A 17,224-nucleotide genomic window follows, 5' to 3' on the forward strand; every position below is an offset into this window, starting at 1 on the left:
CAAAACATTAATCCAAACATCCGCATTTAGCCCTAAAATAAAAAAGACTGACTAGCCTACATTGCCCTATGTTTGAAGCCCTTGCCGATCGACTCGAATCCACCTGGAAAAAACTGCGCGGACAAAATAAAATCTCCGAGTCCAACATCCAAGACGCGCTCAAAGAAGTCCGCCGCGCCCTCCTGGAAGCCGATGTCAACCTCCAAGTCGTCAAAAACTTCATCGGAGAGGTCGCAGCCAAAGCACAAGGCGCAGAAGTCGTTTCAGGCGTCCGTCCCGACCAACAATTCATCAAAATCGTCCACGACGAACTCGTGCGCGTCATGGGGGAGACCAACGTACCCCTCGCCACAGCCGAATCCGGGCCCACAGTTATCCTGATGGCGGGTTTGCAAGGAACCGGGAAAACCACAGCTACCGCCAAACTAGCGCTGCACCTCCGCAAGCAAAATCGTACCGCACTCCTAGTCGCAACCGACATTTATCGACCTGCGGCGATCGATCAATTGCTCACACTCGGCAAACAAATCGACGTACCAGTATTTGAATTAGGCAAAGACATTGACCCCGTAGAAATTGCCCGCCAAGGCATTGAACACGGCAAACAAATCGGCATTGATACCATCATCGTCGATACAGCAGGCCGCCTGCAAATCGACCAAGACATGATGGCAGAATTGGCCCGCATCAAACAAACAGTACAACCACACGAAACGCTGTTAGTTGTTGATGCCATGACCGGCCAAGAAGCAGCAAATTTAACCCGCACCTTTCACGAACAAATTGGCATTACCGGCGCAATCTTAACCAAATTAGACGGCGACAGCCGCGGCGGTGCAGCCTTATCCGTCCGGCAAATATCCGGCGCGCCGATTAAATTTGTCGGGGTCGGCGAAAAAGTGGAAGCCTTGCAACCATTTTATCCCGATCGCATGGCATCGAGAATACTCGGCATGGGCGATGTCTTGACGCTAGTAGAAAAAGCGCAAGAAGAATTCGACATCGCCGACGCCGAAAAAATGCAAGAGAAAATGCTCACGGCAAAGTTTGACTTTACCGACTTTCTCAAGCAAACCAGACTGTTAAAAAATATGGGTTCCCTCGGCGGCATCATGAAAATGATTCCGGGGATGAACAAACTCTCAGACGAACAAATGCGGCAGGGAGAAGTGCAGCTAAAACGCACCGAAGCCATGATTAATTCGATGACAGTTGAAGAACGCCGGAACCCTGAAATTTTAGCAAGTTCTCCATCCCGCCGCCGCCGCATCGGCAAAGGCGCAGGCTACGCTGAAAACGACGTAACTAAGCTGGTGAGCGACTTCCAGAAAATGCGCACCATGATGCAGCAAATGAGTCAAGGCAACTTCGCCGGAATGCCCGGAATGCCCGGAATGCCCGGAATGGGCGGCCCCGGAATGCAGCCCGGTTCCCGCGGCTATATGGGTGCCCAGCAGAAGAAGAAAAAGAAAAAAGATAAGCCCAAAAAAGGTTTCGGACAGTTGTAAAAAGTGGGGGCGGGTTTCACTAACAATAATTGCCTAAAACCGATAATCTTGTAAACCTGCCCCCACCCAGTCCGAGATGGCTTTATTAGTATTGGTGGAATATGTAAGAACTATCAAACTTGAACTCTTTTCTTGTTGCCAGTTTCTACCTGAAAAAGCCTGCAATTAAATATGGTACAAACAATTACTCAACCAGAAACCATATCTATAGAATTGCCAAATTCGATCGGGCTTCTTGTCAGTAGCGAGCAATTCGAGGCCCTAGCATTGGCAAATCCGGACTTGAGATTAGAGAGAACCGCAGAAGGAGAATTAATAGTGAATCCACCTAGAGGAGGAGAATCAGGCCAGAAAAACCTTAGTATCAGTACGCAACTAGGCAACTGGTGCGAAACACACTAAGATTTAGGAGAAGGCTTTGACTCTTCTACTGGATTCATCCTCCCCAACGGTACTCGCCTTTCTCCCGATGCTTCCTGGGTGAGTCGAACTCGCTGGGAAGCCTTGACACCAAAACAGCGCAAAGGCTTTGTAACCCTGTGTCCAGACTTTGTAGTAGAATTGCGATCGGCATCCGATAGTCTCTCCACCCTTCAAACTAAGATGCGGGAATATATGGACAACGGCACCAGATTGGTCTGGTCGATCGCTCCGCAAAACAGGCAGGTAGAGATTTATCGAGAGCAAGCAGAAGTAGAAATATTAATCAATCCTGCCGAGTTATCTGGGGAAGACGTATTGCCAGAATTTGTGTTGAATTTAAGGTAAGTAATGATTATTTTGGGGTAGGGAAACGGCATTGCCGTGTCCTCCGGTATTGTTTTTTTAACTTTTGAAAAATAGACGCATTTTGGCGATCGATCGGTTTACCGAAAATGCCTTTTCAACGAGGTAAACTAGATGTGAGGCCAGCTTAATAGCCCTACTTTTAGGTCTAGTATTTCCGTTGCCTTGAAGCTGTCTACAGCTTTAGAAAATAAATATCCTTGCCCAAACTCACACCCCAACTCTCGCAGTTTCTGTAGCTGTGTTGGCGTTTCTATACCTTCTGCCACGATATCCATACCTCGGCTGCGAGCCAGCGTCACGATCGTCTGGATAATTTCTAAGCCACTGTTGTCTGCGCCCATGCGGCTGACAAAAGAGCGGTCAATCTTTAAGGTATCAATCGGAAACTCGTGTAAGCGGCTTAAAGAAGAGTAGCCCGTGCCAAAGTCGTCGATACACAACAGAATGCCTAGAGCTTTTAGCTGCTTCAACATCTTTTCTTCCCTGGATACTGTTTCTAAAATGCAACTTTCAGTAATCTCTAGTTTGAGAGAGTAGCTTGGAATTCTAGTCTGCTGCAAAAGCTCCTCAATTCGATTGAGTAGATTTATTTGCTTGAGCTGCACGGCGGAAAGATTGACATTAATCGCCAAGGGAGGTGTTTGGGGAAACTGTTGCTGCCAAATACTAATCTGGTGACAAGCTTCCTGCAAAACCCACCACCCTAGTTCATTGATCAAACCAGTTTCTTCCGCCACAGGGATAAACTCGGCAGGCGGGTAGATCGTGCCAGATGGGTGATACCAGCGCACCAAAGCTTCAAAGCCACTCAGTTGCCCCGTACAAAGCGAGACAATTGGCTGGTAGTGAAGGCAAAATTCTTGTAGCGCGATCGCCCTTCTCAAGTCGTTCTCCAACTGCAAGCGTGTCATCGCAACAGTTTGCATCGCTGGATCGAAAACTTCGTAACGCCCTCTGCCTTGAGCTTTAGCATAATACATTGCGATATCCGCATCTCTGAGCACGTCTTCTGGGCGATCGTAACCCATTGTGCTCAGAATAATGCCAATGCTGACCTGAGTAAATACTTCATAATCATTCAAATTAAACGGCTGCCTTAATTGGTTTTGGATGCGTTCGGCCACCCTGATTGGTTCATCAAGCTCTTTAATATCTTCTAGCAAGAGCACAAATTCATCTCCTCCAAACCGCGCAACTACATCTGTGTGGCGTAAAGAAGCTTGCAGTTGACGAGCAACGCTTTTTAGTAATTCATCCCCAACCAAATGTCCGAGGCTATCATTGACAACTTTAAAGCGATCGAGGTCAATAAATAGCACCGCATATAAATAATCTTTACGTCTGTATGACAAGTCGATCGCCTGTTGCAGGCGATTCATAAACCAAGCACGGTTGGGCAAATCCGTTAGTGCGTCGTGAAAAGCATCATGTCCTAATTTTTTTTCCCTTTGCAACAGCAGAACTTGAGCCTGTTGAAGCTCGTTGCAGGCTTGTGTAAGATCGGCCGTTTGAGAAGCCACCCGTTCCTCTAATTCAAAAGTGAGTTTCTGCAAGGCGGCTTCCGCCTCTTTTCGCGCTTCAATTTCCTCTTTTAGAAGCACATTTTGCTCTTCCAGGGTCTTGGTCAAATTTCGCAGTCTCAGGTGTAGTTGCACGCGGGCTAGGACTTCCTCTTGCTGAAAGGGTTTGGTAATATAATCTACTGCCCCTATTGACAGACCTTTAACCTTATCCACGCGATCGGTAAGACATGTCATAAAAATCACAGGGATATCTTTCGTTGCCACCGATGCTTTTAAGCGGTAGCAGGTTTCAAACCCATCTATACCCGGCATCATCACATCTAACAATATGATATTTGGCGAAACTTCTTGTAGCTTTTCAATAGCACTTTCCCCATCCTTAGCAACTAAAACCTTGAAGCCTGACTCCTTAAAAAAATCGAACAGAAGTTTTAGGTTATTCGGGTGATCGTCAACAATTAAAATTACATTGTCTTTTGGGGTAAGCATTTTATTTTACCAAATGTGTTTTTACAAAAGCTAGTATTTCTTTTTCTTCAAAATTTTTGGCAAATTGCAATAGTTTATTAGCAAAGGGTAGATAGTTGCCGTGTATCTGCTTGAGTCTATTGGCTTCCTGCTCCACAGCTTCAATATCGCCGATTCGAGCCGCATTAAATAGCGCTACAAGCTCTATTGATGGCGGTATCACCAGCTCACAACTTTGAACATTTAATAAATTAGTGAAACCTTCCTGCTGTTCGTTCGCCAAATCAGCAGGTTGCTCGTAAATCCATTCTATTTGCAAGTAAATCTTTAATACTTCTAGCAATTCTTCTACTTGGATAGGCTTTGACAGGAACTCGTTACAACCTGCTTCTTTGCTATTTTGCCGATCGAATTTAAACACGCTAGCACTGGATGCTATCAATATTACATCTTTAAACTCTGATGATTTCCGAAAGCGCCGGGACATTTCAAATCCATCCATTACTGGCATCACTAAGTCTGTAATAATCAGATCTGGTTGAAAATCAGTGGCTTTATCTAAACCGTCTTGTCCATTACAAGCTTCCATGATTTTAAAACCTAGTGGTTCTAAAATATTCTTAATAAAACCTCGATTTTCGCATCGATCATCTACTAGCAAAATTTTATTTTTATTTCCTTTGAAACCCCTTAAATTGGTTGAATTCTTCCTCGAACGTTGAGCAATATATTCGGATGATTCAGTCAACTCTAAATCAAGGGAAAAAGTGCTGCCTTTACCGAGTCTACTTTCGACTTTTATTTCGCCTCCCATCATTTGAACAATTTTCTGTGCAATCGCTAATCCTAACCCGGTGCCTTCAGCCTTCTGCTGACTATTTCCGACTTGTTCAAACGGTAAAAATATTTTTTCTAACTGTTCTGGTGCCATCCCAACCCCAGTATCTTCGATATAAAAACGAATTGTAGTAAGTGGTGATTGGTCAGAGTCTTCCCCGTTACCTATTACACCTACCTTAAAAATAACACCTCCTTTTTCTGTAAATTTAATAGCATTGCCCAAAAGGTTAATCAAAACTTGGCGCAGTCGTTTTTGATCGGCATTGACAGCGTTAGGAAGTTGATTTAATACTTGATAATTAAATGTAATTTCTTTTTGTTCAGCTCGGATGCGGCAGATTTCTACAACCTCGATCAGAAAAGAAGGAAAATTAAAAGTTGAACTGTAAAGTTCCATTTTACTGGCTTCAATTTTATAAATGTCTAAAATATCGTTAATCAGGGTGAGTAAGTGCGAACCACAATGGTGAATAATTTGGATAGCATCTTTTTGTTGAGGAGTGGTACTTTTATCGCGTTCCATAATTTGAGCGTATCCTAGAATCCCGTTCAGGGGGGTGCGGAGTTCATGGCTCATGTTGGCGAGAAACTGGCTTTTGGCGTGGTTAGCAGTATCAGCGGCAACTTTTGCCTCCTTTAGCTCACTTGTCCGTTCTTCTACTCGATTTTCTAACTCTGAGTTAGTCTTTTCTAAAGCAGCAAAAGACTCGCGCAATTGCTGTGCCATTTGGTTAAAAGATTGAGCGAGAATTCCCAGTTCATCTATGCCATTTACCTCTACTTCTTGGTCTAATTGACCGCTAGCGATCGCTCTACTAGCTTTACTCAAACGAAAAATAGGATGGGTAATCCAGCGGGAGGCGAGGATTCCTAACAACGTCGCTAGCACTAACGCTAAAATGCAGAGTAGGACTGTGCTGCGGGTATTGGCATTGATCTGCTCCATAAAGTCGGCTTCTGGAACGACTACAACAATCAGCCAATCAAGACCTCGACCATCTTGGAATGGGGATACTTGCACGAATTCCCGCTGGCCATTTAGGATGAAGTCTAGTTGCTGATTGCTGTCAATTTCGTTGAAGTTACCAAAGCGTTCTATTAAATGCTTCGCTGTACCCTGGATCAAAGGTACGCTGCTTTCAATCGCTTTTAATCTTTGCGTTTTTTTGCTATTTTTTGTGTTAATAAATGGCTTCTCTGCGGTGGAAGAAGCCACTAGCAAGCCAGAGCGTTCTATGATAAAAGTCTTTCCCGATTTACCAATTTTTAAACTTTGGAGAAAGTCGCCAATTTTTGAGAGAAATAAATCGGTACTTACAACTCCTCGAAAAGTGCCATTTTTGTCGTAAACAGGTTGGCTAGCGGAGATTCCTAGGCTAGGTTGAATAAAATATTGATAAATTTTATTCCATTGGGGCTTGCCTGCAACTTTTGCGGCTTTATACCAGCCTCGAATGCGGGGGTCGTAGTCTGGGTGGGTTTCCTTAAACTGAGTCGGGTTGCCCTCTCTATCTACGCTGACGATCGTATCGATAAAATTAGTAGATCGATCGGTTATTTCAATAACAAGAGTGCCATCATCCTTATATCCAGCACCTGCAAATTCTTTTTTTTCTCCTCCAAAACTGATGTAATTAACGGTGGAAAATTGCTTGAGCTGCCAGAAAAAGTAACTTCTCATCGAACCCATATTGTCTGGATTCCACAACCCAAAGCGGCGAATGGCATCGACGCTGATGGCATTGACCAAGTGGGGCGTTTCCAAGTAAGTGTTTAGTTGTTGGTTGATGCGGGCGAGTACCTCTGTTCGTAATTGGCTAGTAACGTTGTTGACGGCAGTTTTGCCGTTGTGTAGCGAGAACCAACCTGTTAGTCCCACAGCGGCAAAGATTTGCAGGACAAATGGTACGACTAAGACGAGGCGCAGCGGGATTTTTTGAGGGCTTTTTGCAAGTTCATGCTCACTTGCGATTAGTGTCATGGCGGAGTCATTTTAGTATGTGGATTGTTTCAATAACAACATTCGCTCACAGTTGCTTATTTAAAATTAGTTCTAGGGAAGTTATTGATTCCCTCTCTTTTTAAAGCCAATTGGTTTCATGATATCTTATTGTTGAATAACTGGAGTGAAATGAGCAGCTAATACTGGTACAGTTGACAAATTTATGAAAAAAAAAACAGCTACCCCATTTAAGACTGAAGTTCCCTAAATCTCAAACGCGGTATATTTTGCTTGGGGTGGCAGTGTGAGCCTACGTGCAGATTGCATTGATATTGATTACACCTCCATTCACTTGTAGGTCTTGACCTCAATCCTAATTGATCTAAGCATACAATTATAGTCAGGGCTTACGCGCGATACGGCCTGAAACCCTGCTCCCGCGTGCTGCGCTTAAAAAGAGGGGAACCGCTTGAAAAAGGGTTACTTGAAAGCCTACTTGGGAAGGGGCTTTGGGGTATCTATGCGTAAGTCCTAAGCTTACGCCACCTTAATTGCGCTTTTAAACGGGATCGGTGGCCCGTCCCACAAGGATTCTAAAACTGAGGAAATGGCAAACTAGATGCACAATAGCTTAATAGTCTATAGTGCATAGTAGCTAAATCAACCCTAAACTCAACAGTGCAATGAGTTGAGGTTGAATCAGATGCAAAACATAAAAAGATTTGACTGCACGGGCGATCGCCGGAAACATAGGGGGCTGAGCGAGATAGCGTTGAAATCCGCTGTTTGCCAGTTTCGTTTTTTCTTCCAGGCATACGTCTAATCTCCCACACCCCATATAAAAACGACAGCCGCACCCCCGGAGGCGAGAGAATCAGTTCAACAGCTTTAAACTCTCTCCAATTTAATCCATCAATTAAGATAGGTTCATCAAGCCTTTCTAAGGTTGTTTCTAAATTGTTGTCATCCCAACCTCTCCTTACTCAATCTCATCTTAATTAGATCTGCGTTTATTGGCGCTCATCTGCCTGCATCTGCGATCGCAATCCTATCTACTTTCCCAAAGTTCCCTTGTACTCGTCCGGTACAAATTCCGTAACTACTTGACCGCCGCCACCGTCGCCTTTGACAATCACAGTTTGATTTTTCAACTCTCCGGCAGCCCTCGGCCCAGTCAAATTAAACACCGGATTTAGTTGCTTGTAAACCACATTTCCTTCGGCGTCGAAAGTCTGGTTAGTTAAATACCACGTTACTCGATCGGTATTTAATTGAGCTTGACGTTTTTCCCCGATTCCTATCACATTTCCCGTCAAATAAAAGATTTTTTTCTCTAAATCTCCCCGCCCCGTATCCCCAGTCATCGTCACCTTTTCCACGCGGTGAAATACCTTCACAGGCCCGGGCGATATCACAGATTGCGCCGGAAAATTCCAACTCATCAAACTGCTTTCTATTTGCAGCGGCGGGTCTGATGGCATCAACTGAGCATTTTTCGTCAGCGTCGCAATCTTGGTTTTTAAGTCTACATCTACTTGGTCGGCAAAACCGCTGTCTGTGACTTTTTTATCTTTGTATTTGTCAATTTGAGTCGGTTTGTCGCTGTTTACCTTTTGTTGCTCTACAAACCACACTAAGTGCTCAGTTCGCAATTGCAAAGCCGGATCTTTAACATTCGCCACCACAGATCCGAATAACTCCATCCTCTTAGCCCTACTGAAAACCCGCGCTTCCTTCGCTGAAGCCGTCACCTGTTTGTTCTCTCCCGTCAAATTGTTGCGAACAACTAAGACATCTTCCTTCGGCCGCCACTCCAACTCATTTCCCCGCAATACCACTCCATTTTTAAGGTCAGTAGCGACTATGTTACCTTTGAGAAAAACTTGATTTCCTTCCTGAAATACCTGCCCCGTTTCTCCCTGAATGTCGTAAATTTCTTTGCCGTCCTGAAACAATTTGCCCACAGGCTTCTGAATGTTAACTATCTTTTTGTCTTTGCTGTAAACGGCATTTTGCGAGTTTACTTTCCAGAACGTCTCGCCCTTTTCGTTTGCTTGCTCTAGAGTTACTTTGTTCAAAGTTAAAGTGCTGTTTGACTGTTGAGCAGTTTTGAGATCCTCAGCTAATTTGTTCTTTTGAGTTTCTTGCGGAGCCCCACAAGCACCAACCCCCAAAATCAGTGCTGCTAAAAATAGCAGCATCAATTTTGGGGATTTGAGATTGGGGATTTGGGATTTGAGATTAATCATTGGCAAATGGGAATGGGTAATAGGTAATTGGGAATTGGTAATAGGTAATTGGGAATTAATATTTGGGTATTGAAAAACTATTAATCAAAAATTAAAAATGTGTCATGTTTTCTCTAAATTTTTAACTTTTAATTTTCAATGATTTAACCCATTAACCATCACCTATCACCCGTTACTCATTACCCATTACCCATTACGAAATCCCTATCTGTCGTCGTGTTCGTCCATCAAGCTCAGACCCGACAAAGGGCGGTAAGCATAATTAGGGCGCGATGTTTTTTGGATGTCGTCCTTAATCATTTCCAAATCGATATAGCGATCGGCTACATTAATCAAACTGTCGCTCGTCATCGATCGCAAACTCACCACCTCAACCCGCACGCCGCGATAGCTCACAGCGTCTACAGCATAAGCCAAATCGCCGTCACCGCTGACCAGAACCGCCGTATCGTAAGACCCCACTAAAGCCATCATATCCACAGCAATTTCTACATCTAAATTCGCCTTCTTAGAACCGTCCGGCAACTGTACCAAATCCTTAGAAATCACCCGGTAGCCGTTGCGGCGCATCCACAGCAAAAATCCTTGCTGTTTTTCGTTAGTGCGATCGACACCCGTGTAGAAAAAAGAGCGCAGCAGCCGCGAACCCGCAGTTAAACGGCACAGCAGCTTAGTGTAATCAATCTCAATTCCTAACTGCAAAGCCGCGTAAAAAAGGTTAGAGCCGTCAATAAAAATTGCTACTCGACCCCGATTTTCTAGCACCTGTTCCGGCGTAAAAAGGTCATTGCTTTCTATTCTATTCAACATGATTCTTATGCCTCAATTTTTATGAAAGATTGGTAAGGAAATAACTGCTAATTCGTAGTCTGTCATCGCACCTCAAGCGCTGGCTGCCAACTATGAAGGTACTGTTTCAAGCAGTTCGAGCCGCTTAAAAACAGGTTGAGGTTCCCCCAGAGTTTGGTTTGCCGGCAAAGCGCCCCAGGCAGCATGATCTGCAAAATTCGCTAAACTGTTAACTGTAACCCGATCGTTAAAGTCAATTGAAAAACCTAGCTGTTGATAGATAGCGTTGCTGATATTGGGAATAATCGGCGATAAAAGGTAAGATGCTAGTCTAACAGATTCCAGAACAGAATATAGCACTTGTTCGACACTTTCTATCTGTCCCTGCTTGTACAAACTCCAAGGTGCTTGCACGTCAATAAACTTGTTCCCGGCTCGCACTAATGCAAGCACGGCTTCGCAAGCCTTGCTAAAAGCCAACTCTTCGTAAAAACCCGCTACTCGATCGCCCAAATCCAGGCTCATACCCTTGAGAAGGTTGTCCCCGTCCAAGTTTTCTCCCGACACATTTGGCACGCAGCCACCGCAATATTTGCGAGCCATGTTTAACGTGCGGTTAAGCAAATTTCCCAAATCATTTGCTAGCTCAGCATTCAATATATTGATAAACCGAGTTTCGTTAAAATCGCCGTCCTCTCCGAACTCAATTTCTTTGAGGAAATAGTAACGCACTGCATCAGCGCCGTATTTCTTGACCAATTCGACGGGATCTAAAGTATTACCCTCCGTTTTCCCCATTTTTTTGCCATCTTTGGTCAAAAACCCGTGAGCGAAGACCCCGCCCGGCACCGACATACCCGCTGACAGCAGCATTGCCGGCCAGTAAACTGCGTGGAAGCGGAGAATATCTTTGCCGATCAAGTGCAGGTCAACCGGCCACCATTTAGATAAAGCATTCTCCAACGTCGGGTCGCTGTCCGGATCTACCAAGGCGGTGACGTATCCCAGCAAAGCGTCAAACCAAACGTATATGGTGTGACTGGGGTCAACCGGTATTGGCAGACCCCATGCCAGATTCACTCTAGAAATCGAAAAGTCTTGCAGTCCAGAGTTGACGAAGCTCAGCACTTCGTTGCGGCGACTTTCCGGCGCGATGAAGTCGGGACGTTCTGCGTACAAGGCCAGCAGTTGGTCTTGATACCGCGACAGGCGAAAAAAGTAATTTTCCTCGTCGCGCCACTCAACTTCCTTGCTGGTGTGGACAGAGCACCGATTTCCTGGCAACAAATCCCGTTCATCTTTGAATTCTTCGCAGGAAACGCAGTACCAGCCTTGTTGCTGGTTCAAGTAGATGTCACCGGAGTTCCAGACGCGCTGGAAAAATTCTTTGACAATGTACTCGTGGCGCCGCGAAGTTGTGCGGATGAAGCGATCGTACTGGATGTCGAGTTGCTCCCAAAGCGCCTCAAACCCAGGAACCACTAAGTCGCAATGAGCTTGGGGCGATCGTCCCAAACTCTCGGCTGTCCGCTGAATTTTCTGCCCGTGTTCGTCAGTCCCCGTCACCAGCAAAACTGATTTGCCCCGCAGCCTCTCAAATCGGGCTAGGGCATCGGCTGCCATAGTCGTGTAAGCGCTGCCAACGTGAGGTAAATCGTTTACATAATACAGAGGTGTTGTGATCGCAAAGGTATTCTTAGTTTTATCGGTCGATTTCATTGAATGCTAAAAGAAAATTCCCTAAATCTCGTTTCGATCTTAACTCAGCGGTTAAATTTTTTATGAAGTGGCAATGAAGCCAAATTTACTGCAAGTTATTTGCAATTGTTTAACCCGGGCTATTCCCAAAAGAAATATCGCTTTCATATCAACACTAATCTTTTTTAGTTCTTTTTGACAAACTCTCTAAAATGTCTTAATATTTTGACATTTTGCTGGATTCGGGTTCCGCGCGATCGCCGCTCCCGCGTCCTCAATTCATTTTTCGCCACCATCCATAGAGTCGGCGATCGCGCACCCGGTTTGCACCAAAACTCCTCACTTGAGCCGCTAAACCCGCCGTTCGACTGGACGCAGAAACCGGGTTGTTTACAAAACTCTCTCGTCAAGCGCAAAGCTTTAGTTTCTTGTGTCAAAAAGAGTATAAAAGCCTAGGTTTTTTCTCACAAAAGCCGGTTTATAAAGGTTGCGAGTGCGTCCACAGATAATAAAACCCCAAGCCAGTTAAGCTTGAGGCTATCAAATTAGGGTGCATCTAACAAGGGATTATCCGATCGCCCTCGATCGCCATCAGGAAAACTAACTCGATTTCCGCCAATAGCTTCTGACAAATAATCCGCCGCAGCTTCCACCACCGCGATCGCATTTTCGTAAACCATCCGCGTCGGCCCCAAAACCCCAACGCTACCCACCGGCACCGATCCCCGGCGGTAAGTCGAAGAAATCAGAGTACAGCCACGAATTGGTTCTAAAGAATTTTCCGAACCAATACGCACTGTTACCCGCTTCCCGGGGGTGTCCAACTCAGGCGATTCAAAAATCAAAGGCCAAAGCAGTTCTTGCTCTTGTTCGAGCAGTTGCACCAGGGTTTGAACTTGTTGCAACTGCGAAAACTCAGGCAAGCGCAGCGCTTCTGCCAAACCGCCGATCAGAATCCGCGTGTAGGTTGGATTGCTTTGGCGGCTGCTCAAAGCAGTCAGCATCGTTCCCATCCACTCAGCGTACAGTTCAAAGTCCCGGTCTAACTCGCTCCAGTCTACAGTCGAGAGTTCCGAGAGCGATCGTCCCCGCAACTTGGTGTTCAAAAAATTCGACAAAATCTGCAATTGGCGATCGACGATTTCGACATCAGGCTTGTTACCTTCTGCGTCCCTCGGCAACTGCACCAAAACCGACTGAGTTTCGTAGGCATCCGTCACCACGATCAGCATCACCTTTCCCGGCTCTAGCTGCACCAGTTGCAAGTGGCGCAAGCAAGCCATATTGGTTTGCGGTATGGTGATCATCGCTATGTAACCGCTGATAGTTGCCAGGATTTGAGCAGCGCCGCGGAGTGCCGCGTCCATGCGACCGTCCGACCAATTGAGCTGGTCGAGTACCTGTTCTACCTTGCGGGCCAGCGTATCAGAGGGCTGAATCAACTGGTCTACGTAAATTCGGTAGCCGGAGTCAGAGGGGACTCGTCCTGCCGAAGTGTGGGGCTGATAGAGCAATCCAGCTTTTTCAAGAGTCCCCATTGCATTGCGAATTGTAGCTGGGCTGACGCTGAGGTTGAATTCGTCAGCCAAAGCTTTTGAGCCAACGGGTTCCGCTGTTGCTATGTAGTGGCGAACCGTTGCCCAAAGGATGTGTTGTTGCCGATCGGTGAGGTTAACGCGCACAGATATTTAAGCAGAATTAGTATTGAGACAATTTGCCACTATAGAGTCAGAAGCTCTGTCCTTAAGGGCGATCGGGCAGAGTTATTTATTTAAGATAACAGATTTAGGCTTCGGTGAGTTCAGCAACGGATTGTGTACGGGATTTTACGGATTGTTTACGTGATTTTACGGATCGATGTTGAGGGAATGAACAGGGAAAAATGTTTTAACTTTTAACTTTTAACTTTCTATTTGGGAAGATTCGCTTTCCCGAACCGGATCTCTGCCCAATGCCCCATTCCTCGGTTTCGCTTTACGCAATGCCCTTTAAGTGTGTTCTTTCAGGATATTTTGCAGGTAACTAGCCACTGCATCCGGCTGTTCCACCATTGCCAAATGGCCGCAATCGGGTAGCTGAAGGACATTCTCGCCGCAACCTTGGAACATCCAGTGAAAGCTAGCCAAATGCAGCACGTATTTGGGTTCCATAATTTTGTCTTTAGTGCCGGCAATAAAATAAACAGGCTGCTTTAGTTGGGACACAATTTGTGGCAAGAGGTGAATTTCCGGTTCTGTGGTCGAGTCCAATAAAGCCCCCAAAGCTGCCTCTGGATGAGCTCTCACGAAATCTCTCAAGCGCTGCCGTCCCCAGGAGCGACCGATCGAGCGGGCTACAGAATCCCGGCCAAAAACGAAATCTGCTAACGGCAAGTGAGACAGCCAGCCGGGACGCATTTTCACTAGCTGCTTGCCGACCGCTCGAAACCGCTCGAATTCTTCCTTAAGATAGATGCCGCCGCCTGCATTCATGCAGACGACACCTTTAACGCGATCGGACAATTTGCTGGCTCCCCAAAGAGCGATCGTACCGCCGAGAGAGTGTCCCACCAGCCAAGCACAAGAAATATCCAGTTTTTCGAGTAAAATTTCCAAATCGCGAGCGTAAGCTGCGGGAGTGTAGCAGGAATTTAGCGTTTCCGAAGGCCCGGTATAGCCGCCTCCGTCGGATTGAGAATCGCCAAACCCCCGCAAATCGTAGGTCAGGCACTGATAGTTTGGTGCCAAGCGATCGGTCAAAGGTTGCCAGTAGCGACGGCTTAACAGCCAGCCGTGGACAAATACCAGAACGGGAGAAGTTGCAGTCGGAGTCGTCAAATCGTAAGCGTGCCGAACCCCTAGGATGTCGATTTTTGCCATAACTTTATTTTATCCGCTATCTAATACCTATGTAAACCTATGTAAATAAGTCAAAAAGACTCAAATCTATCGATTTACCGCTTACTTCCTGCTTCAACCCGGTCTTAAGCTGACGCTCAAGATGTTTGTCCACTTCACAGGCAATCTTGGCATAGCTTGCTATTTTATCCGAACACCCTGTAATAAATATCCCTTCAAACCAGCGTTGTATGTTTTTTGCAGCATTCAAATCTATGTCAGGTATATTATCGGGAACATACATAAACGCAATTTTTTAAGGGCATTTTGTGGCGATTATATCCACAATTTTAGCAAATTTGAAAACAGGGAAACCCTCGGTCTATCAGTGTTAATCGAGATCAAAACTTTGCTGTTTTTTATTCTGGTTAAATTTTGAATTGGTAAATCCAACAGTCGGATATTGTACCGCTAAATTGTAATTATTTATTTAAAGAGGTTTTAATAGATCATTTTTATATTTTTACTTTGTAGCGGTTTGTGGCTACGTAATACGTAAGTTTATGAGCGCATTTTTGCGGAAAATTATGACTTTTGCGTGTAGTTTAGCCAGCTTATTTACTGAATTTTTACGACGGTTATAACATCGGATTTTACGACTCACCGCCGCTGTTTGCGCTTCAAATTTTTGCTCATCTTTCGGTAAGCTTTGGGGTTACCAAATACTTGACTGTTAGAGCAAACACCGAGTTCTTTAATACCGATATAAACGCCCATAGACAGTCGTTATACCTAGACTATAGGCGATTATATCTCATATCTTACCGCTATCAACCATCGGTCAGCGGTGCGACTAATTACGCAATTGTGTGCGGTTGTAATGGGTAACGTTTCGCACAGTCTAACCCAACCTACTTTATGGAGCTTGATACGCTTACCATCGTTGCTAATTCTTGGTTTTGATTTTGTACCTTGCTCTATAAAACAAACGCATTAATCAGTTAATGCTTGCTGTGATGATAGTTTTTAACTTTTGTAATACGACGGATAAATACTTTGAATTTTAGCTACAAAACGTTTTGGTAATTTGATCTGTTTAGGGATTTTTACGGTTTGATCTGTTGCTCTCAACGCCAATACTTCCAGCATTATTCTGTTCGCGCAATTGTAAGCGTGTCTTGCTACTCAACTATGTTGACGGAATAGAGCCACGAGTTGATTATTAGGTTTTAATTCGGTATTAAACGAAAGTTGCACTTTTTAAACTCCCGTATTGATCTCGCACGTCTTTTCTATTATGGCGGTTCTTTGGTAGATGAGGTACGGAATCAAACTTAAAAAGCTTGACAACACGATTGTTTAGGCGTATCCCATTTTTATGAGAACCGCTATCTATACTCGTTTGTACGAACAATCTTGCCGAGCTTTTAACCCTATGTCACTGGAAAACTTCTGCAAACTAATGTCTACTTATGTAAATCTAGTTATTTAGAACTCGGCAGCTTGCCCTAAAATCGCTCGCCCAGCAATCTTTGTCGTACCCCCTCAGCGATTTTCTGCCCCAGATACTCGGGAATTAAACTTTCATTTGGCCCCAACAAGTAGAGAATCAGGCGAGTTCGCCCCCGCCAAACCAGCAAATTAGCATTTACCACCAACAAATCCTCTTGCCAGATGGCATACATAACTTTGTAAAAAAGTCCCGGTTGATTATCTGCTTCAATGAGCAAAGCTGGCAAGTGGAAAACCGGATCGACGTAGAATTCAGTTGCCACATCTTCCAAACCCGCGTCTAAATTAAATTCAACCGCCAACATCTCTTCAACCTCAAAATGCCCCGCCAATGCCTCTCGAACGGCTCTACAGACGTTTTCTGCTGTTTTATCTGCCAGTACCTTGCCACCGCGAGATACGACCAATTTGATAAATACCAGCATGGGCGGGTAAATTTGACCGTACAGACTCAGACTGTGAATAGTCAGCCCGTAGGCGGCGAGCACTCCAAAAATATCGCTCAGTAGAAAAGACTGGTTCCGGTAAGCAAAATGCAGGGCACTTTTGTTACCTTCGGCTCGGATTTCGATGACTGCTTGCCGAGTTTTGTAAAGCTGGTAAGCTAATTTGAGGTTTTGCAACTGGATTTCGCTGCTGACAAATTGCTCATAAAACTGCGGAAACGCTCGGTTAAAGCGCTTGAGAAGTTCTAGTGTAGATGGTTTTAAACCCGAAGCCATAATTGAGGAGAAGGTGCGGGAAATATAATAGGTATTGACTCTTCCATGCCTTATGGCAATGGGATTTTCGATTCGACGATTCGACTTAAATTGTGCCCGTCTCCTCACTAAAAGCAAAAGTCAAATCTGTCTGAGAACTTATCACGAGAATGTCACCGTTGCGCCATTCCAGTGGTATTTCCCACCAAGGGTATAAGTTCCGGCGCGATCGGCGGCACTCAAAAGAAGCATTTCCCAAAATGCCTCTGTCCTGGTTCGGCAACAAATTTTACCTTAAAAGCGGGTTGTCCGGGCACTGGCTAGCAGAACTGTTCTACCAAAATTGACAGAATCAAAAAAGCGCAGACTCAATGTTGGACGACAAATCC

Annotated in this window: 12 protein-coding genes and 1 pseudogene; 2 read left to right on the forward strand and 11 right to left on the reverse strand. The window is 45.1% G+C overall.

Annotation, left to right across the window (positions count from 1 at the left end; translation table 11 throughout):
* Positions 1–68 precede the first annotated feature (68 nt).
* Together ffh and E5S67_RS11665 are read left to right on the forward strand one after the other, a co-directional pair.
* A complete protein-coding gene (gene ffh / locus E5S67_RS11660) occupies positions 69–1,508 on the forward strand; it encodes a signal recognition particle protein (RefSeq protein WP_172187284.1) in 1,440 nt (479 codons plus the stop codon).
* 171 nt (positions 1,509–1,679) lie between these two features.
* Positions 1,680–2,276: pseudogene (locus E5S67_RS11665) on the forward strand (Uma2 family endonuclease).
* 128 nt (positions 2,277–2,404) lie between these two features.
* Here E5S67_RS11665 and E5S67_RS11670 read toward each other — a convergent pair.
* The 11 genes from E5S67_RS11670 to E5S67_RS11720 form a co-directional block, all read right to left on the reverse strand.
* Positions 2,405–4,309 (reverse strand): two-component system response regulator, encoded by a 1,905-nt coding sequence (locus E5S67_RS11670; protein ID WP_172187286.1) that lies wholly within the window; start codon positions 4,307–4,309, stop codon positions 2,405–2,407.
* Position 4,310: 1 nt separating this feature from the next.
* Positions 4,311–7,109, reverse strand: a complete 2,799-nt coding sequence (locus E5S67_RS11675) for a hybrid sensor histidine kinase/response regulator (protein WP_172187288.1) — start codon at positions 7,107–7,109, stop codon at positions 4,311–4,313.
* 1,013 nt (positions 7,110–8,122) lie between these two features.
* A complete protein-coding gene (gene lptC / locus E5S67_RS11680; RefSeq protein WP_172187290.1) occupies positions 8,123–9,319 on the reverse strand; it encodes an LPS export ABC transporter periplasmic protein LptC in 1,197 nt (398 codons plus the stop codon).
* A gap of 204 nt (positions 9,320–9,523) precedes the next feature.
* A complete protein-coding gene (locus tag E5S67_RS11685) occupies positions 9,524–10,129 on the reverse strand; it encodes a LabA-like NYN domain-containing protein (protein WP_096831201.1) in 606 nt (201 codons plus the stop codon).
* 90 nt (positions 10,130–10,219) lie between these two features.
* Entirely contained in the window at positions 10,220–11,827 is a 1,608-nt protein-coding gene (gene metG / locus E5S67_RS11690) for a methionine--tRNA ligase (protein WP_172187292.1), read from the reverse strand.
* A gap of 164 nt (positions 11,828–11,991) precedes the next feature.
* Positions 11,992–12,243 (reverse strand): hypothetical protein, encoded by a 252-nt coding sequence (locus E5S67_RS11695; protein ID WP_172187294.1) that lies wholly within the window; start codon positions 12,241–12,243, stop codon positions 11,992–11,994.
* Positions 12,244–12,351: 108 nt separating this feature from the next.
* Positions 12,352–13,494 (reverse strand): heat-inducible transcriptional repressor HrcA, encoded by a 1,143-nt coding sequence (hrcA, locus tag E5S67_RS11700; RefSeq protein WP_425487375.1) that lies wholly within the window; start codon positions 13,492–13,494, stop codon positions 12,352–12,354.
* Positions 13,495–13,794: 300 nt separating this feature from the next.
* Complete coding sequence (locus E5S67_RS11705; protein WP_172187298.1) at positions 13,795–14,664, reverse strand: alpha/beta fold hydrolase; 870 nt, start codon at positions 14,662–14,664, stop codon at positions 13,795–13,797.
* Between the two features lie 37 nt (positions 14,665–14,701).
* Positions 14,702–14,926, reverse strand: coding sequence for a hypothetical protein (locus E5S67_RS11710; RefSeq protein WP_172187300.1), 225 nt, complete (start codon positions 14,924–14,926; stop codon positions 14,702–14,704).
* Between the two features lie 1,204 nt (positions 14,927–16,130).
* Positions 16,131–16,856, reverse strand: coding sequence for a hypothetical protein (locus E5S67_RS11715; RefSeq protein WP_006631881.1), 726 nt, complete (start codon positions 16,854–16,856; stop codon positions 16,131–16,133).
* An 85-nt stretch (positions 16,857–16,941) separates the two neighbouring features.
* Complete coding sequence (locus tag E5S67_RS11720) at positions 16,942–17,118, reverse strand: hypothetical protein (protein ID WP_190274376.1); 177 nt, start codon at positions 17,116–17,118, stop codon at positions 16,942–16,944.
* Positions 17,119–17,224: the final 106 nt, after the last annotated feature.

Source organism: Microcoleus asticus IPMA8 (assembly GCF_013179805.1).
GTDB classification, from domain to species: Bacteria; Cyanobacteriota; Cyanobacteriia; order Cyanobacteriales; family Microcoleaceae; genus Microcoleus; species Microcoleus asticus.